At 29.5% G+C, this 26754-nt stretch carries 22 protein-coding genes; 11 read left to right on the top strand and 11 right to left on the bottom strand.

The window, feature by feature from the left end; genetic code table 4:
• Window positions 1-17: 17 nt before the first annotated feature.
• Window positions 18-1835: an MAG1210 family protein gene (locus tag HLA87_RS00590; RefSeq protein WP_171110913.1), complete on the bottom strand. Its 1818-nt coding sequence runs from the start codon at window positions 1833-1835 to the stop codon at window positions 18-20.
• A gap of 87 nt (window positions 1836-1922) precedes the next feature.
• Window positions 1923-3716: a translation elongation factor 4 gene (gene lepA, locus HLA87_RS00585; protein WP_171110912.1), complete on the bottom strand. Its 1794-nt coding sequence runs from the start codon at window positions 3714-3716 to the stop codon at window positions 1923-1925.
• Window positions 3717-3797: 81 nt separating this feature from the next.
• Between lepA and HLA87_RS00580 the strand changes: the two genes are divergently transcribed.
• Together HLA87_RS00580 and HLA87_RS00575 are read left to right on the top strand one after the other, a co-directional pair.
• A complete protein-coding gene (locus tag HLA87_RS00580) occupies window positions 3798-4526 on the top strand; it encodes a phosphotransferase (protein ID WP_171110909.1) in 729 nt (242 codons plus the stop codon).
• 13 nt (window positions 4527-4539) lie between these two features.
• Entirely contained in the window at window positions 4540-5130 is a 591-nt protein-coding gene (locus tag HLA87_RS00575; RefSeq protein ID WP_171110907.1) for a hypothetical protein, read from the top strand.
• A 524-nt stretch (window positions 5131-5654) separates the two neighbouring features.
• On the opposite strand, the gene HLA87_RS00570 is transcribed toward HLA87_RS00575, so the two are convergent.
• The 4 genes from HLA87_RS00570 to HLA87_RS00555 are packed head-to-tail and all read right to left on the bottom strand — an operon-like array spanning window position 5655 to window position 8389.
• Window positions 5655-6392, bottom strand: coding sequence for a hypothetical protein (locus HLA87_RS00570; protein WP_171110905.1), 738 nt, complete (start codon window positions 6390-6392; stop codon window positions 5655-5657).
• Window positions 6355-7437 carry a hypothetical protein gene (locus HLA87_RS00565; protein WP_171110902.1) on the bottom strand — a complete coding sequence of 361 codons (1083 nt, stop codon included), beginning with the start codon at window positions 7435-7437 and terminating at the stop codon, window positions 6355-6357. Before HLA87_RS00565 ends, HLA87_RS00570 begins: the two co-directional genes overlap by 38 nt.
• A 14-nt stretch (window positions 7438-7451) precedes the next feature.
• Window positions 7452-8108 carry a hypothetical protein gene (locus HLA87_RS00560; RefSeq protein WP_171110901.1) on the bottom strand — a complete coding sequence of 219 codons (657 nt, stop codon included), beginning with the start codon at window positions 8106-8108 and terminating at the stop codon, window positions 7452-7454.
• A 59-nt stretch (window positions 8109-8167) separates the two neighbouring features.
• A complete protein-coding gene (locus HLA87_RS00555) occupies window positions 8168-8389 on the bottom strand; it encodes a hypothetical protein (protein ID WP_171110900.1) in 222 nt (73 codons plus the stop codon).
• A 302-nt stretch (window positions 8390-8691) separates the two neighbouring features.
• Between HLA87_RS00555 and HLA87_RS00550 the strand changes: the two genes are divergently transcribed.
• The 3 genes from HLA87_RS00550 to HLA87_RS00540 all read left to right on the top strand — a co-directional run bounded on the left by HLA87_RS00550 (window position 8692) and on the right by HLA87_RS00540 (window position 14051).
• A complete protein-coding gene (locus HLA87_RS00550) occupies window positions 8692-12435 on the top strand; it encodes a DEAD/DEAH box helicase (RefSeq protein ID WP_171110899.1) in 3744 nt (1247 codons plus the stop codon).
• 190 nt (window positions 12436-12625) lie between these two features.
• Entirely contained in the window at window positions 12626-13264 is a 639-nt protein-coding gene (locus HLA87_RS00545) for an ABC transporter ATP-binding protein (protein ID WP_171110898.1), read from the top strand.
• On the top strand, window positions 13257-14051 hold the full coding sequence (locus HLA87_RS00540; RefSeq protein ID WP_171110897.1) for an ABC transporter permease: 795 nt from the start codon (window positions 13257-13259) through the stop codon (window positions 14049-14051). Before HLA87_RS00545 ends, HLA87_RS00540 begins: the two co-directional genes overlap by 8 nt.
• A gap of 18 nt (window positions 14052-14069) precedes the next feature.
• On the opposite strand, the gene HLA87_RS00535 is transcribed toward HLA87_RS00540, so the two are convergent.
• Genes HLA87_RS00535 through HLA87_RS00525 form a run of 3 tightly spaced genes read right to left on the bottom strand, consistent with a single transcriptional unit; the run spans window position 14070 to window position 16965 of the window.
• The gene (locus HLA87_RS00535; protein ID WP_171110896.1) at window positions 14070-15356 is read right to left on the bottom strand and encodes a glucose-6-phosphate isomerase; all 1287 of its coding nucleotides are present in this window, start codon (window positions 15354-15356) and stop codon (window positions 14070-14072) included.
• 11 nt (window positions 15357-15367) lie between these two features.
• Window positions 15368-16609: a glucose-6-phosphate isomerase gene (locus HLA87_RS00530; protein WP_171110894.1), complete on the bottom strand. Its 1242-nt coding sequence runs from the start codon at window positions 16607-16609 to the stop codon at window positions 15368-15370.
• Between the two features lie 2 nt (window positions 16610-16611).
• Window positions 16612-16965 carry an RNA-binding protein gene (locus HLA87_RS00525; protein ID WP_171110892.1) on the bottom strand — a complete coding sequence of 118 codons (354 nt, stop codon included), beginning with the start codon at window positions 16963-16965 and terminating at the stop codon, window positions 16612-16614.
• 255 nt (window positions 16966-17220) lie between these two features.
• Between HLA87_RS00525 and HLA87_RS00520 the strand changes: the two genes are divergently transcribed.
• The 6 genes from HLA87_RS00520 to HLA87_RS00495 all read left to right on the top strand — a co-directional run bounded on the left by HLA87_RS00520 (window position 17221) and on the right by HLA87_RS00495 (window position 24165).
• The gene (locus HLA87_RS00520; protein WP_171110890.1) at window positions 17221-18066 is read left to right on the top strand and encodes a hypothetical protein; all 846 of its coding nucleotides are present in this window, start codon (window positions 17221-17223) and stop codon (window positions 18064-18066) included.
• A gap of 70 nt (window positions 18067-18136) precedes the next feature.
• Window positions 18137-19495, top strand: coding sequence for a glycine--tRNA ligase (locus HLA87_RS00515; protein ID WP_171110888.1), 1359 nt, complete (start codon window positions 18137-18139; stop codon window positions 19493-19495).
• A 2-nt stretch (window positions 19496-19497) separates the two neighbouring features.
• Window positions 19498-21399: a DNA primase gene (dnaG, locus tag HLA87_RS00510; RefSeq protein WP_171110886.1), complete on the top strand. Its 1902-nt coding sequence runs from the start codon at window positions 19498-19500 to the stop codon at window positions 21397-21399.
• Window positions 21399-22898 (top strand): RNA polymerase sigma factor, encoded by a 1500-nt coding sequence (locus HLA87_RS00505; RefSeq protein ID WP_336508859.1) that lies wholly within the window; start codon window positions 21399-21401, stop codon window positions 22896-22898. The genes dnaG and HLA87_RS00505 overlap by 1 nt, the downstream gene beginning before the upstream one ends.
• On the top strand, window positions 22898-23665 hold the full coding sequence (locus tag HLA87_RS00500) for a Nif3-like dinuclear metal center hexameric protein (RefSeq protein WP_171110885.1): 768 nt from the start codon (window positions 22898-22900) through the stop codon (window positions 23663-23665). Before HLA87_RS00505 ends, HLA87_RS00500 begins: the two co-directional genes overlap by 1 nt.
• Before the next feature lie 8 nt (window positions 23666-23673).
• A complete protein-coding gene (locus tag HLA87_RS00495) occupies window positions 23674-24165 on the top strand; it encodes a dUTP diphosphatase (protein ID WP_171110883.1) in 492 nt (163 codons plus the stop codon).
• A gap of 90 nt (window positions 24166-24255) precedes the next feature.
• On the opposite strand, the gene HLA87_RS00490 is transcribed toward HLA87_RS00495, so the two are convergent.
• Both HLA87_RS00490 and recA read right to left on the bottom strand, forming a co-directional pair.
• Window positions 24256-25080, bottom strand: coding sequence for a TIGR00282 family metallophosphoesterase (locus tag HLA87_RS00490; protein WP_171110880.1), 825 nt, complete (start codon window positions 25078-25080; stop codon window positions 24256-24258).
• A gap of 423 nt (window positions 25081-25503) precedes the next feature.
• Entirely contained in the window at window positions 25504-26505 is a 1002-nt protein-coding gene (gene recA, locus HLA87_RS00485) for a recombinase RecA (RefSeq protein WP_473743254.1), read from the bottom strand.
• Window positions 26506-26754: the final 249 nt, after the last annotated feature.

Here is a 26754-nt window from a genome sequence, read left to right as displayed (position 1 = left end):
GTGATTAAATTATATATTTAATTTAATATTTTGATAATAGAACCGTACGATAGAAATAAATCTTTATCATCTATATTAGTATCGATACCCATTGAACCGCTAGATAACGAATCAGAAATTTCTTTTTTGTAATCATCAATATCAATCGGATAGTTTTGAATTTTTTTAATTAGAATATCTGTTTCTTTAGAAATTGGTATGTATTCATCTCAAGGCACTGGCACCATGTGATGGTGGCCATCACCCCCTCTGACAGATACATAATCGACTCTTTGCTTGATTTTAAAACTACTTGATTTCACTCTCACCTGTTCTGTGTCTTCTCCATTATTTGAAATAAAACTAGTCTTTAAAATTGATTGGGTCTGAGTATCATGGTGATCAAAAACCATTCTTGGTAAATAAGAAATTTGATGCTCATATTCATATTCATTAAGATCATATTCTTTTTTATCATTATATATGTATTCGATTGCTTTTGTTTGTTGGAAAATTGGGATTGAAAAATACGGAGCAAAAGCAAAATACAGTGTTTTAAAGTATTCATGGTTGACTTTATAAAACAACTCTTTAATTTTGTCATAGTCAAACATGCGAAATATAGATACATTTTCATCTAAAACTTCGCCGGTTAAATGGTCAAATTGGAATAGGTTTAACTTTCCATATTTTCCATAAAACATATCATCGCCATAACCATATTTTTTATCAGTTAACAACTTGACAATATTTTGCTGAGCAAGAGGAGTAAATAACAATCTAAATTGTTGTTCGTGATTTCTATCAGTGGCGCCAAAGCACGCTTCAAATTCAGTATTGGCCAACGCAGTAAACTGAGGATTATCTTTCATCATTTTTTTCAGTATCTTATCGTATTTTTTTACGTATTTATCTATTTGTGAATCTGATTCGTTATTTATATTATTTGAGTTTCTTGTGAAATATAAGTCTGGAGCGGCTTGCGACCCGATATAAATATAAGTCTTATGTCAATACTCTGGGAAAGGTTTTACTACTCTTGCAACTAATGTCTCACTACATGCTACAGCTACACGTTTACCATTTGAATCATAAGAATATTCAGTTCAAGTAATAAATAGAGTTCCAGTGTACGTTTTGGTACCCATTTCATGTAATAATCTTGACGAAATAATAAAAGGGTTGCCATAAATTGTTCCTGATTGTATTCGTTCGTGCATTTGATTATGATTTGTATCACCTTTAAAATCATAATTTTGTGCCAAGGAGCGTAATCTCCCAATATTCAAATGACGATCCATTTCTAAAATTGGCATAGTGTTTTTGAATATTTTAATTTTATAACCTGGTCTGATGATGTTTAATAACGGATTTAGTTGTCTGTATGCTTCGTCAACAAGTTCTTCTCTTTCAGTCTCAAATTTATTTTTTATTTTTTCGGCTGATTTGATTCGTTTATTTATTACTAATGCCTGTATTACGCTTAAGCCAACAATAGCTAAAATTGATAATACAAATAATGCTGTGGAAATTAATATTGTTTGGGTCGAAATTTCAATATTTTCCGTACCTTTGTGTACTAAGTAAATTATTGTTCACACTGGCAAAGAACAGGCCAAAACGATGAATAATATATTAAATGCTGTTCCTACTCTTAATTTGCTTAGTTTATTTTTTCATTTGTTTATTAATTCATCTTTTTTGTAAATTTTGTCTGATGTTGAACGATTAGCGTTCACATCTATGTTTGATTTTTCAGTTAATTCTTTAAAGAAATTTTCGACATTTTCTTTGTGTTTATTTTCGTATGATTTGTATTCATCGAGAGGTTGGTCTATTGTTTGCGTTGGTATCATGTTTAACTCCTTAATTAGTAAATTAAATTATATCTTAATTATTATTGGGAAATTAGAAGGCTAATAAAAAATGGAGTGTTTAGTCCATTAATTATCGATATTTGTTTTCAATATTTTAAGAAATGCTTCTTGAGGGACTTCAACAGAACCAAGCATTTTCATACGTTTTTTACCTTCTTTTTGTTTTTTTAGTAGTTTTTGACGACGAGTAACGTCTCCACCATAAAGTTTAGCGGTGACATCTTTACGATATGCTTTTATAGTCTCTCTCGCAATAATTTTTCCGCCAATAGCTGCTTGGACCGGGACTTCAAAGTTTTGTCTAGGAATAGCTTCTTTAAGTTTTTGACAAAGATCTCTAGCTCTTGAATATGCGTTATCCCGGTGCGTGATGACTGTAAAGGCGTCAATTTTATCGCCGTTTAATAAAATATCAACTTTTACTAAATCGGTTTCTTTATAACCAAATAAATCATATTCAAATGAGGCATAACCTTTTGTTGAACTTTTTAAACGGTCAAAAAAGTCAACAACAATTTCAGCTAACGGCATTTCATAAGTTATTTTACTTCTGTTACCATCTAGTGATTCCATATCGCGATAGATCCCTCTTTTACCTTGACATAGCTCCATAACGTTACCGATATAGTTATCAGGAACGATAATTGTTGAATAAATATATGGTTCTTCAATTCTGTCTATGAAGGTTCGATCAGGGAGAAAGGCTGGGTTAGAGACCATTTCTAATGTTCCATCAGTTCGGTAAACTTTATATTCAACAGATGGAGATGTAGCGATAACGCCAATATGGTATTCACGATTCAGGCGTTCTTGAAGTATTTCCATATGCAACATACCAAGAAAACCCACTCTGAATCCAAAACCTAATGCACGTGAAGTTTCTTGTTCTCAAGAAATAGAACTATCGCTCAACGCAATTTTCTCTAAACTTTCTTTTAACTCCATGTAATCACGTGTGTCAACTGGGTAAAATCCAGTAAAAACTACTGGTTGTTTCTTTTTGTAACCTGGTAACGGTTTTTCTGCTGGATTTTCTTCTAGAGTTATAGTATCTCCAACGCGGACATCTCTTGCATCTCTAATTGTGGCTGCAACTCACCCAACTTCACCAGCTTCTAAATATTCCTTTTTAACTTCACGAGGTGATTTTACCCCTAATTCAGAAACTTGATTGATACGACCAGAGGACATAAATTTAATTTTGTCATTACGTCTTAATTTACCTTGCACAATTCTGACTAACATTACAACTCCGCGATATTCATCAAAATATGAGTCAAAAATTAGTGCTTTTAGAGGTTTTGAATCGTCGGCTTCAGCGGGCGCAGGTATGTATTTTTCAATAGCTTCAAGTACTTGCTCACAGTTCAATCCGGTTTTAGCAGATATACAAACTGCATTATCAGTGGGTAGTCCGATTACTCTTTCTATCTCTGCTTTTGTTCTTTCAATGTCTGCAGAAGGTAAGTCAATTTTGTTTATTATTGGAATAATTGTTAGGTTGTTTTCAAGAGCTAAATAGACATTTGCTAATGTTTGAGCTTCGATACCTTGTGTTGCATCAACAATTAATAGCGCACCTTCAGTAGCAGCTAAAGAACGTGAGACTTCATAGGTAAAATCGACATGGCCTGGCGTGTCGATAAGATGAAAAATGTAATCTTTATACTTTATTTGTACTGCATTTAACTTAATTGTAATTCCTCTTTCTCTTTCTAAGTCCATTGTGTCTAAAATTTGTTCTTCTAATTCACGTTGACTTACAGTTTGAGTGAGTTCAAGAATTCTATCAGCTAAAGTGCTTTTGCCATGGTCGATGTGGGCAATAATTGAAAAATTTCTAATTTTTGTTTTGTCCATTATTTGCTCTCCTTATAATATATGTATTAAATTTTATATTAAAATGTAAAAAATACAATAAATTCCATTTTAAGGAGAATTATGAAAACAGAAATTACAACTGGTCACACTAACATTTCATATCGAATTGGCGATGAATTTGTTCAAGAAAAACAATTTAATGGATTTAACCATAAAATTGATTACCACATATTAAGTAAATTTAATTTTGTTCCCAGACTTATTCAAAATAAGAGTGATATCATCAAATGAGAATTCATTGAAGGACAACAACCAATACTTGATTTCTCAAACATTGAGCTTATTGCACGGCAAGTAAAGCAAATTCATGATTCTAAATTAAAATTTCCCAAATCTAACCATGCTGCAAGAGTAAAAGAGTATCGCAAAATTTTAAAAGAAAAAAACAGAAGCGTTCCTGTTTTGGAAGAATATTATCGTTGTGTTAATTTAACATTATCTAAAATGGATAAAACAACTCCGTTGCATAATGATTTATGACCTTTTAATATGATTCAAATTGAAGACAAAATATTCTTTGTTGATTGAGAATACTCGACCTTGGGAGATAAACATTTTGAATTGGCATATATTATTGAAGCAAGTAATTTAACGGGTGATTTGGAAGCGAAATTTCTAAATGCTTATGGCGATTACAATTATATTCATCTATTGCGTCATAAGATTTTAGTAAATTATTTGGTTGTTTTGTGAGTGCAAACTCAAACAAAACCTCCATTTAATACTGAAGAATATGAAAAAAGAATTTATAATTATGGTAAAGAATTAAAGAAATTAACAAATTCTTAAACACGGAGGTAGTGTGAAAAACTTAAAATTAAGTAAAATAATTTACTTTTCAGTTGTTATGTTACTGCTAATGGTTTTCTTATTTATTATGCAGTTAAAAGAAATTGTTGACATTAATAAAGGTAATTATTTTAACTGAACAAATTCAGAGAATGTTAACTTGTATTTTGTATCTATTAAATGGTTTATGGCTGGTTTTATCTCTAATATTAAAAGATTATACGATTGATTACAGGAACCAATGAATAGCGGTATGGATTCAAGCAAAGTTATGATTTACTATTTTGGAGTAGCTTGTGGTGCGATTTTATCTGTATTGCTTATTGTATGAACTATAACAGTATTCATTATGGCTTTATTTTCAATATTTCAAAAGAGTTTCATTTTAGCTCCAATTGTATTGCTATTTATTGTCGTGGCAGGGGGCATCATCGTAAGTATTTTCTTGAATGGATTATTTAGCAAGTATATAAATAACGATGAAGTAAATAGATATTTGAATATACCATTTGTTGTATTGCCGATTATAGATGTTGTTATAATAGTTCTAAGTTCTATTGCTTCTATACATCATAAAAGAAAAAATAAAAATAATCTAGATTAAAAAAATAGTAACCGCTGAATGGTTGCTATTTTTATACTCATTTTACAATTGAATTAGCAAATCGAAAAATGATTAATCACTATAGGTTTAATTTGTTAAATTTATTAATAATATCGTCAATCTTTTCACTAAATGTTTTTTGAAAGATTCAAATTCATTAGTTAGTTCATCTGGTTTTTTATCTATATTAATATTTTTAATAAATGTTAAATATTCTTCAAGCAATGAGGAAATGAGATCATAATTATGTCCAAGATAAGTATAAAACATAAATTCTAACAAACAATAATTTGTATCGTTGTGATTATTAGGATTAATTTCACGGATGAATGCTTGAATTTTATCGTGAAAACTAGGCTCCGAAGTTAGTATTATTTTTTCAAAGAATTCTCGGTAGAAACTTTTTTGAGTAGAAATTAATGATTGTATGCTCTTACAATATTGTTTGTTTTCTATTTTTAAGGTATCAAATTTCGATATCTTATCTATATGGAAAATATTATTAATTTGATATGGATGGAGATTTAAATTAAATTCGTGCTTATATATCTCTCTACATAAATTTGATTTAATTTTGATAAAAATGATTGAGCTTTATCGTTTAAATCGGGACCCATAGATATGACGGTTTTCCCACGGTTTTCATGTATTGTTATATTTCTATCAATTTTTTTCAAGAGATTTAACTTATTATCAGTATCATCATCGAGTATTAATTTATATCCTGAGACATTGTTATTAAAATTAATTCTCAATCGGCCCTTACCTCAATCAATGAAAGTGCAAAGATTAGTGTTAATGTTATTTTTTAAATTAGAATGTAGTTCGATAAAATTACGTATATTTCTAGCTTGCAATTCTAATGAGAGTGCTTCAATCACTATTCTTCCTTTTTCATTTAGTATTTTAAAAAATTCTTCATCGCTTATATTATCAAGTGCTTTCAACCTTAATGAAAACTCTAGTGAATATTTAGAATCAAGAGAACTTCTTAATTCTTTAAATATCGCATCTTTTTTTATTCTTAATTTATCTGCAACATTTCTAAAGTAGGTTTCTTCATCTAAAAATTCTAAAATATTATTAATTTCCTTTTCAAAACTGTCAATATAAGAATTATCAGAATCTATCGGCATTCCGATAATTTTCCCAAGGAAAGAAGAGGTTATGCGAGATAAATCTAAGTCTTCTATACTTTCACGTTTAGCTATATTTCCTAATGAGCTAAAGTGATTTATGTTTTCTAGAATTATTTTGAACACTTGTTATGCTATTTCGAATTAAATCATTAGCGTTATTAATAGATCTTTCTTTCATCTTGAAAAATTTGTATGAAAACCGTGTTGAGTTTAGTGACAACAATAAATCATTCGAGATAAATCTAATCAGATTTTCTAAATCATAGATATTTAATTTAGTTTCTTCTTTCGAAGATCATGTTTGATGATACTTATCTAAAATATCGAAAGAACTTGGATTCGCTTCAATTTCATTTATTAATTTACGTAATTCGTTTTTATCAGTATATATGTTGTTTACAGATTTGGATTCACACTCATTTAGTAACGCGTTTAACTCATTTAAGATTATTTGTATTTTACTATGGTAAGGTTTATAGGGTTCATCATCATCATCCTTCGTAAATAGAGAATATTTTGCAATAAAATCAAAAATTTTATTATTTTTTATATTTGATATCAGTTGGTCATAATTTATTTCATTCAACATTGCAGCTGACATCATGTTTCAAAAATCAGCTAAAAATTTTATTAGATTTTCGCGCGTCAAGTTTAAGTTTTTGGCGAAGGGATATTTTTCAATATTTTTAATAAGATTGATCAATTCTCTTTTACTGACAACTTCCATGGCTCCCATATCGGGCCCAAATGAAAAAACCATACCTAAAAAATTTGTTAATAACATGTCAGCTTCTGTGTAAGATCTTACTATTAGTTCCTGTATTGATTCTTGATGGAAATCAATATAGATTTTTTGTACGTTCTTAAATCATGATGTAAGTTTACTTAAATCAAAACCTTTATCATTTAATTGGTTACGAATTTTTGTTATTTCATTGTTGTCTATAGTTTTTTGATTTTTTCTAATTTTAATACTGATTAAATTATTTGTGTCTTTTTCACTTAAAATGGTTCTGATAGTATTAAAAATAATTTCTTCTTCTGGTGAAGATTCATCTATATATTGATTTTCAATTAGATATGTTAATATTGCCTCGACTGCTAAGTTCAAATTATTTATTTGTTCGGCGGAAATTATTTTGCTTAAATAAGGATTATAGTGAAACATGTAATTTTAACGGTTTAATTTATTTTATTTGTCCCCAATACAGATTCAATATTATTATAAAAAACTGATGCGTATTTTCGAGGGTGTCAACTGAATTTCTTCGGATTATTTTCCTTAAAATCCATAACTCTTAAGAATTTCAAAATTTCAGAAATGCTCTTAATATAATTGAATTGATTTGTGTTCTCACTATCTTTAACTTGATCGACGATAAATTTAAATTCATCATTTCTTTTTCAAATTGCATTTTCATTTGTAATTTGTTCATTGAGGTACCCTGATTTTGAATATAACTCATTTAGTAATCGAGAAGAAAATGCTGAAATATAAATGTATTGACCATAAAATTCTTTCTGTTTGGGAGTGATGTTTTGCGGGTTAGTGTTTAGATACTTAAATAATTCATATTTAATAATCATTTCCGCTTTTGCTTTAATTAAAAACTCACGAGTTTTTTTATCTCAATCTTTGCTGGGATCAGGAATATAAAAAGCAAAATTTTCGGAGCCTCTTCCTACAACAGGCATTCAGTTTGCTAACATATTAATTGGCATTACTCGGTGTTCATTCGAAGAATTTTTTTTCTTTGCTTCTAACACAACTTTATCTATTTGGGATTGGTTTTTGAGATCGATAGTCAACTGAGATATGTAATTATTCTTGTCAACCATATTTATGTTTTTTAAATTAGTAATTTCTTCTTCTGCTTTTTTTAATGAATTTTGCTTATTTATATGTTAATTTGTAAAAAATAGCGGTATTTTTCGCTACGCAAATCGTTGGTTTTAAGTTTGTTTATTTCTTTTTGCGCATATTCCTTATTTTCAAGAAAATTTAAATTCTTAATATCAAATCTATTTAAAATGGTTGTAGATGCTAGAATTGCCGAAAATGCTGTTACTGTCGTTGTGGCCAATATTAACCCAATTCCGAATGCATGTTTTTTTGACATATTAATTAGCTTTCATAAATTTACTGTTATTTTTTTGTTTATTAAAATTATTTATTTTCGAACTTACTTATATAAATATAAATAATTATTTATTTTAAATTATACGGGATAGTGATATGATTGCAGTTTTCCACCGCCTAAACTATTAAAAATATGAAAACTTCCATATTTTTCGGACGATAATTAGTTTTTTACTTATAAAAAGACAAATATTTTTATTATGGTTTTCCAAGTTTTATTATATTTAATAATTAAACTTATATTTATATATATAATTAAATAACTAATGTAAAGGGGTCTGTATGTTTAGTGAAAACGAAAAAAGATATAAAACAATTTTGAGTAATTTATTGGATGTTAGTCCTAATGATAAGGCGGTTTTTACAAAGGTTGATAATAACTACTTTTTTGATTTACATAAATTATTTAGTGAAGAAACTTATCGTAAAATTTGAAACAAAAAAGAATTTAAAATCGAAATCATAGAGGAAAAATTAAAATTTGCATCTCAACAGTTGAGCCAAGCGCAAAATTATGAAGAAGCATTAAATCTAATTGAAGATTTTGATTTATCAATCTCTGATTTTAAATTGAGATTATTAAAAAAAGATTTTGAAATTGGTATTAAAAAAATAACTGAAGAATTGCAAATGCAATTTCAAAAACAATCAATAAAATGAAAAATGTTTTTGAATAGAGCCAAGGAAATTAACGAACAAACTAATATTTGACCAATTCATTTGGGTTTCATGTATATAAAAGTAAATATTGATGGAAAATCAATTTACGGGCCATTATTTTTGAAGGAAGCTTATGTAATAATTGAAAATGCTCGTCCAAAACTTTATTCTAATTCAGATATTAAACCAAATGAAAAACTGCTATTCTTATTGAATAATGATAACTTTGATTTAGACACCAGTATGAATATTTCTGACTTAACAATCAAGGATCTTATTGATTTTGTTAAATCCGAATGAGAAAACATTTACCCTAACATACCGGATATTTTTGGTGAATTTGAAAAATTAAGTCCAGAAAATGTCTTGAACGAATCTCTTGAATTTTGCCCTGGTGTTGTCTTGGGTCTATTTCAACCCGCCGGCGGTTATATAAGAAATCGGATGATGGAAATAATCAAAAATGATGATGTTGGAAAAATTATTAAAATAGAATTCAAAAAATCTAATTACACTAAAGCGGTTGATAATTTAATTTTCAATCCTCGTAGCAGTATTTTTAAAATTACACCAACTAACTTTAGTCAAGATAAAGCTATAGCATCCTCATTGCAACAAAACACTGTAATTTGAGGTCCTCCGGGAACTGGTAAGTCGCAAACAATTGTTAACTTGCTAACTAACATTCTGGTTTATGGTAAAACTGCAGTAGTTTGTTCGCAAAAGAAAGCTGCTCTTGAAGTAATCCGTAATCGTATGGGAATGTTAAAACCATTTTGTTTATTTATGCTTAATTCAGCCGAAATGAGCAAAAAATCCTTTTTCAAACCCCTGAAAGAATATATTGATTATATTGAACAATTTGATTCAGTAAGTAATCTAAAAGCATTGAGAGTTCTAAGTAAAAAGGAACTTAGATATATCGAAAACATCGCAAATTTTTCTCAAGATATAAGATTTGGTGAAGTGGCAAAAATATTGCCAACTTTGAATAAATATATGGGTGATTTAAATATCAAACGATGAGAGGTTCTCTTGAATCTTCCAGACACTTCATTTTTTAAATATCCAAATGAATGTAAGTTTGATAGTGTTAAACAAATTGAAAAATGAATGCTTAAGAACAATAAACTTTGTTGAAAATTCTGATCGCGCAAAAGAAAAGATGCAATAAAAAAAGCAGAGAAGATTTTTGAAGAATTTAATAATACAAATATTAACATTAACGAATTAAAAGATATCAGCAAAGATATGGATTTAGATCATTTCAATTTCATAACATCGTTACTTGCAATTTTACCACCTAAAGACAAGCCTGAGGTTAGTGATCAAAACGAGCTAAAAAAATATATTGCTAAATTGATTATTGATCGTGTTGAAAATTTGAGTGATGAAGAAAAAGAAGATTATGGTGAATTTGCACTAACTATAAGATTAGGGAAAACGGAACCATATAAATTTGTTAATAGATTTTCTAACTTGATTAAAAAATTATTCCCTGTAATTATTGTCACTCCTGAAGCCGACTTATCTGCATGAAATAAAGAAGAATTTGACTATGCAGTGTTAGACGAGTCAAGCCAAATTTTTATTGAAAAAGGACTTCCGGTATTATATCTGGCGAAAACTAAGGTTTTAGCTGGCGATGACCAACAAATGAAACCATCAAATTGATTTGGCATCAGAGTCACCGATGAAGATTCTGTTTACGGTATAACTGAATCATTGTTAGACTATGCTTTAGGTTTGGGTATTCATAGTATTTTATTAAACAAAAACTACCGTTCAAATCATGCTGCCCTAATGACTTTTAGTTCTAAACATTTCTATAAATCGAGCCTTGATGTTATTGATTCTGCGCACGTTAATTCTTCATCTAAACCAATAGAAGTAATTGAGGCTGGTGGTGAATGAATAGATAATCAAAATGCAGTTGAAGCAAAGATTGCTCTTGATTTGATTTCTAAGAGCTTAAAAGAATACAAAAAAATAATTTTATTGTGTTTTAACGCCAAACAGCAAGAGGCGATAACTAAAACAATTTTTGAGAATCATCCCGAAATTGAAAATGCATTGAAATCTAATCAATTATTATTAAGAAATATTGAAAACATACAAGGCGATGAGGCTGATTTAGTAATTGCTTCTCTTGGTTATGATTCAAACGCTAAGATACATTCAACATATGTTGGTCGCCCAGGAGGCAAGAACTCATTGAATGTTGCAATATCAAGAGCAAAGGAAAAAATGATTGTTATCAAATCGCTTCATTCAAGTGACATTAATGTTACTTTCGATAATGATGATGTATATACATTCAAGAAATGATTGGAATTCTTGGAATTGTCTGATGCTGAACGCAAAGAATTTTTATCAATTGATTTAGAGGAAACTAGAACTAATACAATAGACTTATCACAACACAGTAATTTATTTAATGAAATCCATGATTATTTATTAAAATGCATTGAGAATAAGCCTTGAATTCAATTATTTGTAAATAACACACTTGGTACTTTAAACGTAGATTTCTCAATAAAATCTAATGACCAAAATATATTTTCAATTGTAGTTGATGACTATAACTATGCCAACAATCCTGCAAAATATTTAGAATTTCAGGATTTATGTAAATTTATTGAAGCAAAAAATTATAAATTGTTCAAATTAGATAGATTAAATTGAGAATACATTAAGCAAGAAATTACCGATTTAATAAATAACATAGTTCTTAATGAGCAAAAATTAGATGATACTTTAGATAATATTGAATATATATATCCTTTAGTATTAACAACTACAGATAGTAAAGAAACATTGGTTGAAAATGGTGACGCAATTAATGAAACCAATGATAATAGTGATATTGACCAAAATGGCGATTTTTATCCATCTGTCGAAAACAAAGAAATAGCAACAATTACAAGTGACTATCAAGAAAAAACTATTGAAAATTCTGTTAACAATGAAGAATTAGAACAAATTTCTAATACAGATGACGTTAATGAATCTAGTGAATTAAGAATTAATGATAATAAAAATCTTAATTTCTATAAGAAACTATTGCTTACATCTTCGATACCAACACTTAATTCGTTAACAGTTCAGGATTTAAATAAACCAATAAATGATGTTTTTGCCGATCAGAACGATTTGAATGTGATTTTGGATAAAAACGAAAAGAAAAATGAAAATGAAATCAATAAAGATTTAAATCAGTCTTCAAATGATGACTCCGATAACATTGATATCACAGTTGATAAAGAAATTAATGAAGACGGATATTGAGATATTGATGCTGAATTAATGGATGTTGAATCTGATGATGATTTCGATGAATTATTCAACGAAGAAATTTCTGATTAGATAATTATTACTCTATCTCTAAATAAAGCCGAGTCTATGAATTTGTCATACACGGTTTTATTTTTTTATTAAATTAATAATTTAATATTTATTTTGCCAATGAATACATTACACAGTGTTATAAGTAAAAAAATATATTTCAATGAGTGCTTAAAACATTGTTTATAATTTTTAAATATTAGGAGATGAAATGTTTGAATTAAATGATATAAAATACGAAAATATATTAGACATAAAGCACCTTAAGTTTGAGAAAGGTAAAATCAATGTAATTACAGGACCCAGCGGTGGAGGCAAGTCAACACTATTAAAGATGCTGAATAAAATGATTTCACCAACATCAGGTAGTATTATTTATAATGGACGTAATCTAGATTTGGTCCCTTCGCTGGATTTGAGAAGAGAAGTGAGCATGTTATCCCAAACACCAATTATTTTAGGCGAAACAATCGAAGATAATCTAAAAATAGCTTTTCAGTTCCAATCTAGAACAATACCAACCAAAGAAGAAATGACCAAAATATTAACAGATGTGAAATTAAATAAAAAACTCGAAGACGAAGCTAGAAGTCTTTCAGGTGGAGAAAAACAAAGATTGTCACTCGCAAGAATTTTATTACTTAGTCCAGAAGTTTTTCTTCTGGATGAACCTTCATCTATGCTTGATAAAGACACTGAAGATTTCATTTTAAATTTTTTGTCGAAATTTGCCGAAAACACACATAAAACAATAATAATGGTAACCCACTCTCCTGAGGTTGCTGCTAAATATGCTCAAACATTAACGCATATCTCTGAAGGTAAAATTAAGGAGTTAGATAATGAATAATGTCCACAATATAAGTTACACAAGATTACTGTTTGCATATCTTTATCTTGTAGCTGTTATTACTATTGTTCTAATAATTAAATTAAAAAGAACTAAGGATATTTTAATTGCGGCTTTAAGAATGAGCGTTCAACTATTTATCATGGGGTATGCTCTAGGATACATTATTGATAACCCAAATCCATTTATTACAATTGCTGTTTTATTAGTTATGGAATTTTTTGCAATATTTACTATTTTCAGACGTTTTAAAGGCAAAATGTCAAAAAAACTTAAATTAATTATAGCTATTGCTATGATGTCTGGCAGTCTTACCGCAATATTCTATTTTGTATTAGTTGTTGTTGGTATCCCAGTTTGATTTGACCCTCAGTATGTAATTCCATTAGCGGGTATGCTGGTTGGTAATTCAATGACTGGTATTTCGCTTGGAATTAAAGTGTTAGTTGAGCAAATGAATGAAAGAAGAGAAGAAATTGAAGAAAAACTAATACTTGGAGCCACCCCTAAAACCGCTATTAAAGAAATACTCTTAAAGGCTTTTGATTCAGCTATTATGCCAACAATCAACTCAATGCTAGGAATGGGAATAATTTTCTTACCTGGTATGATGACTGGTCAAATTCTTTCAGGCACCAATCCATCAAACGCAATTATGTATCAAATAGCAATTATGCTGGGAATATTAGCTTCTGTATCAATTTGCGTTATGATTACATTGGAATTTGGTTATCGTACATATTTCAATAAAAACATACAATTTATTCAACAAAAAAGCGGCAAATAAAAAAGCGGTGCCGCTTTTTTAAATTTCTGATAAGGTTTTGATCATGTTTGTTTTGTAAACTTCGACGCCAGGTTGGTTAAATGGATTCACGCCTAATAAATAAGCTGACATTGTTAAAGCAATCATAAAGAATTGGAATAAATAACCTAGCGTGAATTCATCAGTTTTATCATATTCAATAATAATATTAGGTATTTTTGCAGTTTGATGGTGAGCACCTAATGTCGCTTCAAAGATTGCTCAATTTACTTTGTGCACTTCCTTGCCATCTAGATATGAGATTTTATCCAAGTTTTCTGAATCCTTTGAAATTTTGAAGTTGGTATTTGGATTTTTTAAAAACAGAGAAGTTTCAAATAAAACTTTATTTCCGTCTTGAATAAATTGCCCAATTGAGTGTAAATCTGTTGAAAATTGCGAACTGGCAGGGAACAGACCTCTACCATTTTTGCCTTCGCTTTCAGCAAATAGTTGTTTTCATCACTCTTGAAAGAATTGCAATTTTGGCTCATAACTAACAAGTAGTTCTAATGAATAGTTTTTTGATAAAAAGTGTCTAGTAACAGCGTATTTGTAAGCATCGTTTTTGTCAATTTCTTCACTGGAATTATTTTTTAGAGCCTGTTGAGCACCTAACAGTAAAGCCTCTGTGTTTAGTCCTGCACAAATGAATGGGAATAATCCAACAGGACTTAAAACACTGAAACGCCCACCAACATCATCAGGAATAATTAATTTATCATAGCCTTTTGATGTTGCTAAATCATAAAGAATACCCTTTGATTTATCGGTGGTAGCAACAATTAAATCCTTTGCTTTGATTGAGCCCACCTTAAGTTCCAATAATTTTCTAAATTCTCTGAAAGCTATTGATGTTTCAAGGGTTTTACCGCTTTTTGAGATTACATTAATAGCAAAACGTTTATTTTCAACATACTGCAATTGGGAAACTAAACTTTCAGCGCTTACACAATTACCGGTAAAAAGAATCTCCATTTTAGGTTTTTTATTTGAATAAGCCCCATAAATAAATTCATATCCTGCTTTAGCACCTAAGTACGACCCACCAATTCCAATAACAACTACAACTTCAATATTAGAATTAATTCAACGTTGAGCAATGTTTTGCATTTTTTTATATTCTTCATCTTTAAATTTTTTAGGTAGGTCAATTCAACCTAATCAATCTTTTTCTATAACCGTTTTAGTTTTAATTGCATTGTGAATTTTAGATACTCTTTCTTGGTATTCATTAAATTCTTTTGAATCGATAGCTTTCGATACGTTCAATTCTATAGTTTTCATATATACTCCTTTTACACCGCAAATGGGTTAGATTTATTTAAATATGATTCATAAATTTGCGACCAGTAGATGAAACACACATATGCTCCTAAGACACCTTCTGAATTATTGTTAAGTATTATTTGACACAAAGGGATATTGGCAATGTGAGACAATGTTGTCAATACTCCATCAGTTATTAATTTGTTCGCCTCGCTTAACCTATTTTGTTTAAATGCTGGAATTCCATCATTCTCGTTTAGCTCTGGCGTAATTCTAAAATCGGTTTTTTCTTGGTGAAAAGTAATATATGAAGCGAAAAACCTATGATTCATACCGATTGTATACGGCGCATATGTATAAATATCTTCTGGAAAGCACATTGTATTTGTAAGGTTGTTGTGTTTTTGTATGTTTTCGTTACTCAATTTAGCTTGAATTAATAATAATTTATTCAGGCTTTGGTTGCCACCAATTAAGATATTCTGCTTTTTTTCATATTTGAGAACACTGTTTATATATCCATATTGGAACGCCAAATTATTTTTTATGTCTTCACTAGTGAAATCAATTGATGCGGACGTATAACCTTCTAAAACATTATTAATGTTTATGCCATTGATATGCATTAAAAGCAAGTTTATTTCACTAAAAAAAGAAAATCTTTCATCCAAGATATTTGGGCTTATAAGTCTATTATCTTCAACTGTTTCAATGAAATTCAATTGGTCTTCAAGGCATTGTTTTCCTATTATAAAACAACGTTCAAGTGTCCTATAATAACCATTTTTTAATTGCATATAATTTAAAAACACTTTGATAAATTCTACGAATGAATCAGTAAAAGTATTGAGTTTGGTAAAAACGAAACTTGTGTTTTCAAAGCAGTAAGTTTTTTTAAAAAATTCATATTTATCAAATCAATTAGTATAGCTTTCATCGCAATTTATAATTTCGTATTTTATTTTATTGGCACCTAGAAGGTCATAAAAATAAACAAAATCCATTGCGGCATTGATATTGTCTCTCGTTCTTGAATCGGTAAATATGATTATATTTTTCGTATTTTGTTTTATTATTCTTTCTGCAAAATCGGTAATTTCATTTAAATTAAATTGACCAAAGTTTAATGCGAGTTCATGAAAACCAAAATTTTCAAAGCCGACTATAGTCTTTAATTTAATCCCCCGAATTATTCCTGTTGCTTTTTCAATAAGACTTTCATTATTGAAATCAGGATGGTAATTAAAAGCTTTTAGTGTTAATTTAGACATGGTTAACTCCGGTTATTTTGCATATCCCAAACAATAACTTCGGTATCAATAGATTTTTTTAAATTTTTAAAACCGTGTTTTGTTTCCTTTAATTCTTCAACGAATGGAGAGCGAGCAAAATAACTGTGGTTTGCCTTGAAATTTCCAATTCCTGTTTTGTTTTCGTTGTCTATTTCTTCTACGATAAAGTTAACATTATCTCTTAATTTAAACTCATTGAACAGGTTTTTTCAGGCTCAATCAGTTACATTTTTTTTAGGAATTTCGAATACATATTTTTTGTTTGTTAAGACCGTTAACCCGTCAATGCAAATATGTATTATTTTCCCAAATAATATATCACCTTTTTTATTCATATTACAATTATAAATTAATAATCGAAATTAATGAAAAATAATAAATTAAACATGTTTTTTTTAAAAAAATAAGAGCTGATTATATTTTTTTTCGAAAAGCCCTTAAATTCAATATATTTCGTGCTATAACAAAGATTATCGATATTTATATATTTAGTATATAATTCAATTATCAATTATTATATGGGTTTTTGGTTGTAAAAATGCGAATTGCACACCCGTTATAGTTGAATTAAAATCAGTAAAGGAAATATTATGAATCAAGCAAATAAAAAAATTATTGACTTAGAATACTTTGTCAATTTAGACCAAGATGAACTAATTAATTCATTGAAAAAATATGTTGAAAAGGTAAAAATCATCAACGCAACAATAACTCATCAACAAGTAAGTCAAACTGACTACTTCCGTGTAAAACATAACTTTGATGACGTGGATGATTTGTTACAAGATTTAGTAACAATTAAGGCTTACATACATGTTAAAGAAACAATTAAATTACATGAAGAACTAAACGCAGAGTTTAAACAACTTTTATCAAAACTATGCATCGACTATACTGCAAAGGATACTCCTGATAATCAAGCGTTTTACAAACCTGAAAATTCTAGCGAAAATGTTTCTATAGCTTGAGAAACATCAAATGTATTATTAGATGATAAATTTATTATTTTTGTACCAAAAAATGCATATAAATATGCGGTTATAACTTCAAATACAACTGCTCATGATTTGGTTGTTGCGCCTCAAAAAGAAATTATTGAACCAACACAAGAGCAAGAATCTATTGTTGAAACCGAAAAAGCTGAAACTGAAACCCAAAATGTTGAAGTTGTAGATACAAACGGCGAAACCGAAAAAATGTCAAATGACGATGTAGTAGTTGAGCAAGAAAACTTAGAATCAAAAGTTGACATTTACGAAACAGAAGAATTGCTAATTCCTTATGAACAAGAAATTAAAGCAACTAAATACAATGCGCCATCGAAAAATAAATTTGCAACAATATTGCTAATAATTGCAATAATTATTCTTTTAGCATTCGTTGTAGTAATCGGATTAAGATTATTCGAAATCATTACAAAGACAGCATTATTTTAAAGAATTGTCAAATTTTAATTCATCGGTTCCTGTAATCAACGAATAAATTTTATGAAATGAGGAAATAAATATGTTAAACAAAGACAAAAACATAACTACTCTAATTAACCACCTTAAAGCCTCTGGTTTCGTTTTTCAAGGGAGCGAAATTTATGGCGGATTAGCTAATACATGAGACTATGGACCGTTGGGAGCCACTTTAAAAGATAATATTGAAGCTGTATGAAAACGTTGTTTTATCCAAAGCGAAAAAAATAATTACTTATTAGATTCAAAAATTTTGATGAATCCACAGGTTTGAGTAACTTCAGGTCATGTTGTCAATTTTAATGATCCATTAATTGAAAATAAAGTAAATGGTAAAAGATATAGAGCTGATAAATTGATTGAAGAATTCAATCCGAATATAGTTGCTGAAACATTAAGTTTCGACGAAATGAAAGAATTCTTAGTAAAAAACGTCACAAAATATGAAGGCGATAAATGTGAATGAAGCGACGTAAGAAAATTTAATTTGATGTTTGAAACGAAACAAGGTGTTACAGAAGAAACGAAAAGCAAGATTTATCTTCGTCCCGAAACAACTCAAGGTATTATGGTTAATTTCAAAAACGTCCAACGTTCAATGAGGGCAAAAATGCCGATGGGCATTGGCCAAGTTGGTAAAAGTTTCAGAAACGAGGTTACACCAGGTAATTTCATTTTCCGTACTAGAGAATTTGAACAAATGGAATTAGAAGTGTTTTGTCACCCATCGCAAGCTGACGAGATTTTCGATTATTACATTGATAAATCGATTAAATTTGTTAGAAAATTAGGATTAAGCGAGCAAAATACAAGATTAAGAGCTCACGACCCTAAAGAATTGTCACATTATTCGTCAGCAACTAGCGATATTGAATATTTATTTCCGTTCGGATGAGGCGAGTTATTAGGCATTGCTAACCGTACGAATTATGACTTAACCGCGCACCAAAATGCTACTAGTGAAAGTTTGGAATATTTAGAACCAACCACTAATGAAAAATACATTCCTTACGTAATTGAACCATCTATGGGTCTAGATAGACTTATGTTTGCAATTTTAATTGAAGCATATGACGAAGAAGTTTTAGAAAACGAAACAAGAATTGTTATGCATTTTTCTAAAGAGCTAGCGCCATACAAAGTTGCTGTCTTACCGTTAGTTAAAAAATTAAATGATAAAGCAACAGAGATTTATGAAATGATTCTAGAAAAAGGTATTAGCGTAGTTTACGATGAAACGGCTTCTATTGGTAAAAGATACCGTAGACAAGACGCGATTGGTACACCAAAATGTGTAACCATTGATTTCAATACTTTAGAAGATGAATCTGTTACAATTCGCGACAGAGACACTATGGAGCAAAAAAGAGTAAAAATTAGCGAATTAATTAACCACATTTAAATATGAATACAAATTTTAAGCAATTACAAGATGAAATACTATCTCACTACGACATTGTTGAGGTGATAAATAAATATATAACTTTGTCTAAATCGGGTCAAAGTTTTGTTTGTTTATGTCCTTTCCATGATGATTCCAACCCTTCAATGCATGTTAGTGAAACTAAACAATTGTTTAAATGTTTTGTTTGTGGTGTTGGCGGAAATTTGATTTCGTTTTTGATGAAATTTAAAAAGCTTTCTTATCCCGATACCTTAAAACTGCTGGCTGACGAAGCGACCATTAATTATGATTCACACATTTTTTATCAAAAACCTTCGAAATATTCACAATCTGATTTAGAAGTTTTAGATCTTTTAGATAAGGCTAATTCATTCTTTAAGTTGGAATTTACAAGACTCAAAAATACCACACTAAATAGTTTTTATAACTCAAGGGATTTATCGAATGATCTTTTAAGAAATTTTGATATTGGTTTTGCCTCTAAAGAAAACTTTTTGGAATTTTTCGGCGACGATATCAAACAAAATCCAACATTATTTGCTAAAGCGGGTTTAATTAATCCTGAATCATTGCAACCATCATTCAACAATCGTGTTACGTTTGGTATTAGAAATGATGACGGAAAAATTGTCGGATTTAGTGCACGTACTTTAGAGAAAGATGTTAAACCAAAATATATAAATAGTGTTGAATCTCATTTATTTCAAAAATCCGAACTTCTTTACAATTTCTATAAAGCTAAAGATTTTCTTGAAACAAAAGAACTGATAATTACAGAAGGTTTCTTTGATGTAATTGCTCTCCATAAAGCTGACATTAATAACGCAGTTGCCTTAATGGGCACAGCGCTAACTAATAAACACTTCAAATTATTGAATAATAAAACAATAATAATGTTTTTAGATGGCGATGGCGCCGGACAAAACGCAACTCTAAAATCATTATCTTATTTACTATCTAAAAATATTCACGCGAAAGTTGTAAAAAATAATACAAGACTTGATCCTGATGAAATCCTCAAAAAATACGGTTCTGAATATTTAAAAAACCTTATTAAAGATTCGGTAGATTCTTTAGATTATATTTACCAAAACGGCAAAAGCCAATTTTCATTAATTGCCGGTGGTGATAATAGACTCAATAATATTCAAAATTTTATATCTTATTTTTCAAAATATATTGAATATTCAGAGTCAAATGTAAGAGATTTCTATTCTGAAAAAATTTACACTGATTTTAAATATAAAATTATTTTCAAAAGTAATTTACAGGATTCAAATGAATATTCAATACATGATGATTCATATCTAAATGATCCGCAAATGGATACAGCGACATTCATGAATCAATATCAAGTTCCTGATTATGTACCGGATTTACCTCAGAACCCTTACGATTTTGATCTAATTCCCAATAAAGGAATTTCATCACCTATCAACATTGTAAAAAAACATTCGTTGCCCACATTGAGTTGGATTGACAGATTATTTTATTTAATTCTCGATTTCCCAGACCTAATTCAGTTTTATCTGGAAAAAAATAGAAAAGATCAGATGAATTTCAATGTTTTCGATGACTATAAAGAGCAAGTGCAAAACATTCTCGAAAAAGGCAAATTAACTCAAACTGACAAAAAATGAATTGAATCAATGATAACTAATAACGGAGAATTAAAATCCGAATTTGAAGCAGTAAAACAAGATTTCAAAATGTACCTCGGAGATAAAGAAAAGTTATCAATGAATTTAGAAATGATTTACGAAAACGCATTAAAAGAAAATGATGATAAATATATTGCGTTCGTACAAGACCCCAAAACCAGCAGGCTTATTGCCTCAAACCCAGCAATGTTTGAGCAAATGACTCAAAACATGCTAAGAATAAATAGGAGGAAAAAATAATGGCGACAATGAATAAAGAACTGGAAGCAGTAATTAAATTAGTGCAAAAGCACGCCAAAAAACAAAATCGTGAAAAGCTATCTCAAGCTGATATTTTCGAATATTTAGACCAAATCAAAGTAGAGATACCTGATGATCAAATGGACGAAATGTTGGAAAATCTTCATGAAATGAATCTAATTTCAGATGAAGTCGATGAGGGAGATGACTTAGAAGTTGGAGAATCGGACATTACTGATGAAATGGAAGATATCACCGATGAAGAAGTAGAAGAAATAGTCAATGAAGAAGACACATTTAAAAAGCGTACATTAGTTGAAGAAGAAGATTTTGAACATGATAATGAGCTTGACGGAACAATAGATATCGGCGAATTCGACGATGAATATACTCAAGAATTCACTTACGATGACGATTATGAATACTCTGATGATTCTAGCTATGCCGAAGAGGAAGAAGAAGAAATAATCGAAAAGAAAAACCGTAAAAATGCTAAAAAAGACGCCAGAAAAAAATCTAAAGACATAACTGATGATGATTTAGAAATTGAAACTTTCGAAGATGAAGAAATTGACTTATCTAAAGAAGAAGATAATATTTCTGCTCATGATTTGCGTAATAAACTAACCGAAACAAACGATATTGTTAAATGATACATGCGTTGAATTGGTAAATACGGGAAATTGTTAAACAAAGAGGAAGAGGAAGCTCTTGCTCACGAAATGGAAAAAGGCGGATTTAAAGGAAAACGCGCGCGTGACAAACTGATTAAGCGTAATTTACGTCTTGTTATCAATAATGCCAAAAAATACAAAAACCGTGGATTAAGCTTTATTGACCTTATTTCTGAAGGTAACTCTGGAATTGTTAAAGCTGTGCAAAAATATAATGTTTCAAAAGGATTCAAGTTTTCAACATATGCAACTTGATGAATTCGTCAAGCCATTACACGAGCTGTTGCAGACCAAGCACGTACCATTCGTGTTCCAGTTCACATGGTTGAAACAATTAATAAAATAACTAAAATTGAACGTGAACTACACCAAGAAAATGGAACAGAACCAACCGATGAAGAGATAGCAGAAAAATTCGGTAATGGATATACAGCCGAAAAGGTTAGATATATTCGTAAAATAAACATCGACCCTATTTCATTGGATAAACAAATCGGAAAAGAAAACGACTCTGCATTTTCAGATTTTGTTAAAGATGAAAGTGTTGTTAGTCCTACAGATTTTGCATCACAGGAAGAATTGGTGGATGTTTTAAATGAAATTTTAACTGATACCCTTGACCGTGACGAATACGTTTTAATTTGTAAACGTTATGGTGTTGGAGTTGATGAAAATGGCGAGAAATACCAAATAACACCTCTAGAAGAATTAGCAAAAGAACGCGGCGTTTCTAAAGAACGTATCCGCCAAATTGAAAATAAAATTTTACGTAAACTAAAGAATTCAACACGTAAAGGCAGACATTTGAAAGACTTCTTTAAATAATGCAATTAAGAAAGATTACTCAATATTTACTTAATAACTACCCATTAGAAGCAGCAGAAATTTGAGATCCAACGGGATTTAGTGTTAAATTTAATTTAAGTGAAAAAATAACAGGTGTTGTTGTCGCAATTGATTTAACAACTGCGGTTTTAAATAAAGCTTTAGAAACCAATTCAAATTTAATTTTAGTTCACCACCCATTTAAATTTATGCCAACGTGAAAAGATGAGTTTTTAGCGGCGCCTTATAAAAAGTCAATGTTAGAAATTATTAAAAAACATCGTATAAATGTCTTAGCGTTTCATACCAATTACGATAATAATGCATTAGGAACATCACATCAAATTGGTTTTAGATTGGGTTTTAGCGATCATATAGATTATCATGAGACTTATCCCTGCGTACTAAATGCAAGTTTATCTATTAATGAACTTACTAATAAATTAAGCAATTATTTGAAATTAAATAATTTTAGAACTAACGTTTCTGATTTAGATAGAAAATATCAAAAAGTCGCTATTTTATCTGGTTCAGGTCCAGCTACTCTAGCCCATGAATTAAGCACTAAAGGAATAGAATTAATATTAGTCAGTGATATTAAATGAAATGAATGATTGTTATATAAAGAACATAATATAGATATTTTAGAATTATCACATTTAGATGAACAAGTCTTTGTCAGTGATATTACAGAACAATTACAACAAAAATTTACAACCATAAAAGTAACGCCGATTTATATCGGAGAACCTTACAAAAATATTTAGGAGAAAAAATGGATTTTACAAATATATTTAAAATGCAAAAAACACTTGATGACGCAATTAATTCTCGTGAAGATCTGGGACACGTCATGCCTGAAGAATGAGAAGCAAAATGATTGCTGGCGGTTTTAGTTGAATTTGCTGAATTTGCTAACGAAGTTCAATGTTTTAAATATTGAAAAAAACATAAAAACGTTAATAAGGAAGCCGCTCTAGAAGAATTTGCAGATGTGTTACATTTTCTAGGATCGTATGCATATAAATTAAATGTTAATCCTTTTATTGAACCTAAAATTGTTTCAAAATTTCCAACAGATCAAATCTTGGAAATATTCAAAATTGCCAGTGATGCCAAAGGCAAAGTAAACGCTGATATAATCAGTGAATTGCTAAGTCTATCTCTGGGCTGTGCGAAATTGCTTGATTATACTGAAGAAGAAATTTTCAAATGATATGAGGTCAAAAATAAGAAAAATTTTGATCGCATCAAAAACCATTATTAAAATCAGCCACTGAGGTTGATTTTTTTACTAATCTACACGTTTTTGTATTGAATAAATAAAAATAGCACCCAAATAATGCTATTCCAAAATTTAGCTATTGCTTTCGGGTAATATAGTGATAGTTTGAATCTTATTATCTGATTTATTTACAGTGTTTAGTTCCATAACAACTGCGTTGAATTGACAACAGTTTTTTGAAACTTGAAATTTACTGAATGCACCATAGCGCATATGTTGATACACTTCGTCAAAATTGGCTCCAATGGCGCAATTATAAGGCCCTACCATACCAGCATCAGTTATAAAACAAGTTCCTTTTTCTAAAACTCTGGCATCGTTTGTTTGGACATGAGTATGTGTTCCACACAGCGCATCTACTTTACCATCCAAATAGAGCCCCAATACCGCTTTTTCACTTGTTGTTTCTCCGTGAAAATCGATAAAATGAAAATCAGTTTTTTCACCATATTGAATAACGTTATCTATTGCATCAAAAAAATTGTCAGCAAATTCATGTTTTCAAGGATTTAATAATTTGTTAAATGTTATACCCATTAAAGATGTTACTCTTAATGTCGAACCATTTTTCAATTTAATTATTGTTGTTCCGTGACCCGCATATGAGTTTGGAATATTTAATGGTCTAACAACATCATCATTATTAATAATTTCGAAAATACCTTCTTGAGCCCAGACATGATTCCCAAGCGTGCAAACATCTACGCCACAGCGTTTTAATTGTTCATAATCACTTTTGATAAACCCTTTACGTTTTGTTACGTTTTCACACTGAGCAACAACAGCATCTATTTTGTATTTTTCTTTGATGTTATTTATATGTTTTGTCACCATATCGATACCGGGTTGTCCGAATATATCTCCAATGAACAATAAATTTATTTTTTTATTTGGCATTTACATCCTCTTATCTACTAGAATAATATTATCACAATTGTTTAAAAATATTGTTAGTTTGCGATATGCACATATTTATTTAATAAAAAAACTTCGCCAAATATACTATATTAATATCGCAATATATTTAAGATAGAAATTAATAATTAAAGATCAAACACTTAAAACTATTACTAAAGTTTTCTTAATACTTAGCATGATTTATTTATTCTGATTATTTTACCTCTTGTGTTTGGAATTATTGCCCTTATGAAACTTGATTCAGGTGATAGTAATGAAATTTTAGTATGAGGTATTCTTAGTTTATTATTTGTCAATTTTGTTTCGGATATTAATGATTGTTGATAGTTTGTTTAAAAAATAATTAATTATTTATAAACAAATAGATTAGAAAAGCGTGGAAATTGTTTATTCCACGCCTTTTTATATACATAAATTTTCAATTTCTTCTTTAAGTTCTTTATTTAGTTTCAACAATTCTTTTAATGCTTTTTTTCCTTGACATAAATTTTCATCTTTGTATGAATATCAAGATCCTTTTTTGGATATGATTCCTTTTATTGATGCTAGCTCAATTAATTCACCAAGATAATCAATTCCTTGACCAAATACTATTTCAGTCTGTAAAGATTTAAAAGGAGGCGCTAATTTATTTTTAACTACTTTGATTCTTATATCGTTACCGATTATATCTTTTCCGTCAATAATAGATGAAATTCTTCGAACTTCTAACCTGATTGAAGCATAAAATTTTAATGCTCTTCCACCTGTTGTTGTCTCAGGATTGCCAAACATTACCCCGATTTTTTCTCTAATTTGATTAACAAAAATAATCGTTGTATTTGTTTTATTTAATGTTGCAGTAATTTTTCTTAAGGCTTTAGACATTAATCTTGCATGCGCCCCAATTTGTTGTTCACCCATTTCACCATTTAATTCAGCCTCAGGAACCAACGCAGCTACAGAGTCAACAATAATTAAGTCAATAGCTCCACTTTTGGCTAAATAGTCCACTATTTGCATTGCTTGTTCGCCGCTATCTGGCTGAGATAAAATGACTTTAGAGAAATCAATGCCTAGATTTTTTGCATAACTTGGATCAATTGAATGTTCAGCATCAATGAATGCTGCAACACCGCCCATTTTTTGCACTTCCGCAATAGCGTGTAAACATAGAGTTGTTTTGCCTCCGCTTTCTGGCCCAAATATTTCAATTATTCTTCCCTGTGGATAGCCTCCTATACCAAGCGCTTCATTTAATAAATAAGAGCCAGTTGGAATGGTTTTTATAGGTGTATTTATTACTTCGTTATCAAAAAAAGTTATTGCTTCATCGCCAAATTTTTTAGTTATTTCATTAATTGCTTTTTGAACAGCTTCATTCGTTTTGTTTGTGTCTTTCATTTTTTTCCTTTCATCATTTATAACTGCAAAACAGCAATTTTTCATCTTAAAAAATTTTTTTATTATTTTGAATCAATTAATGATATTTTAATCTTTTTTTAGAAATGATAATCCCTTAATTACTGAAATTTATTTATTTTTTCTCATTGAAATCACCAAAAATTATTGATTTGCTGTCTATAATTATAAAAAATGTGGAAATATTTTATTTATTTTCAGTTTTTTTATATTTAAACTCATTTATGAGTTTACTTTAAAACGATATATACT

Origin of the sequence: Mycoplasma miroungigenitalium (genome assembly GCF_013008635.1) — a bacterium.
Taxonomy (GTDB): Bacteria; Bacillota_I; Bacilli_A; order Mycoplasmatales; family Metamycoplasmataceae; genus Mycoplasmopsis; species Mycoplasmopsis miroungigenitalium.
Note: the sequence above shows the minus strand (reverse complement) of the source record. Positions and strands in the feature narration are given on the sequence as shown.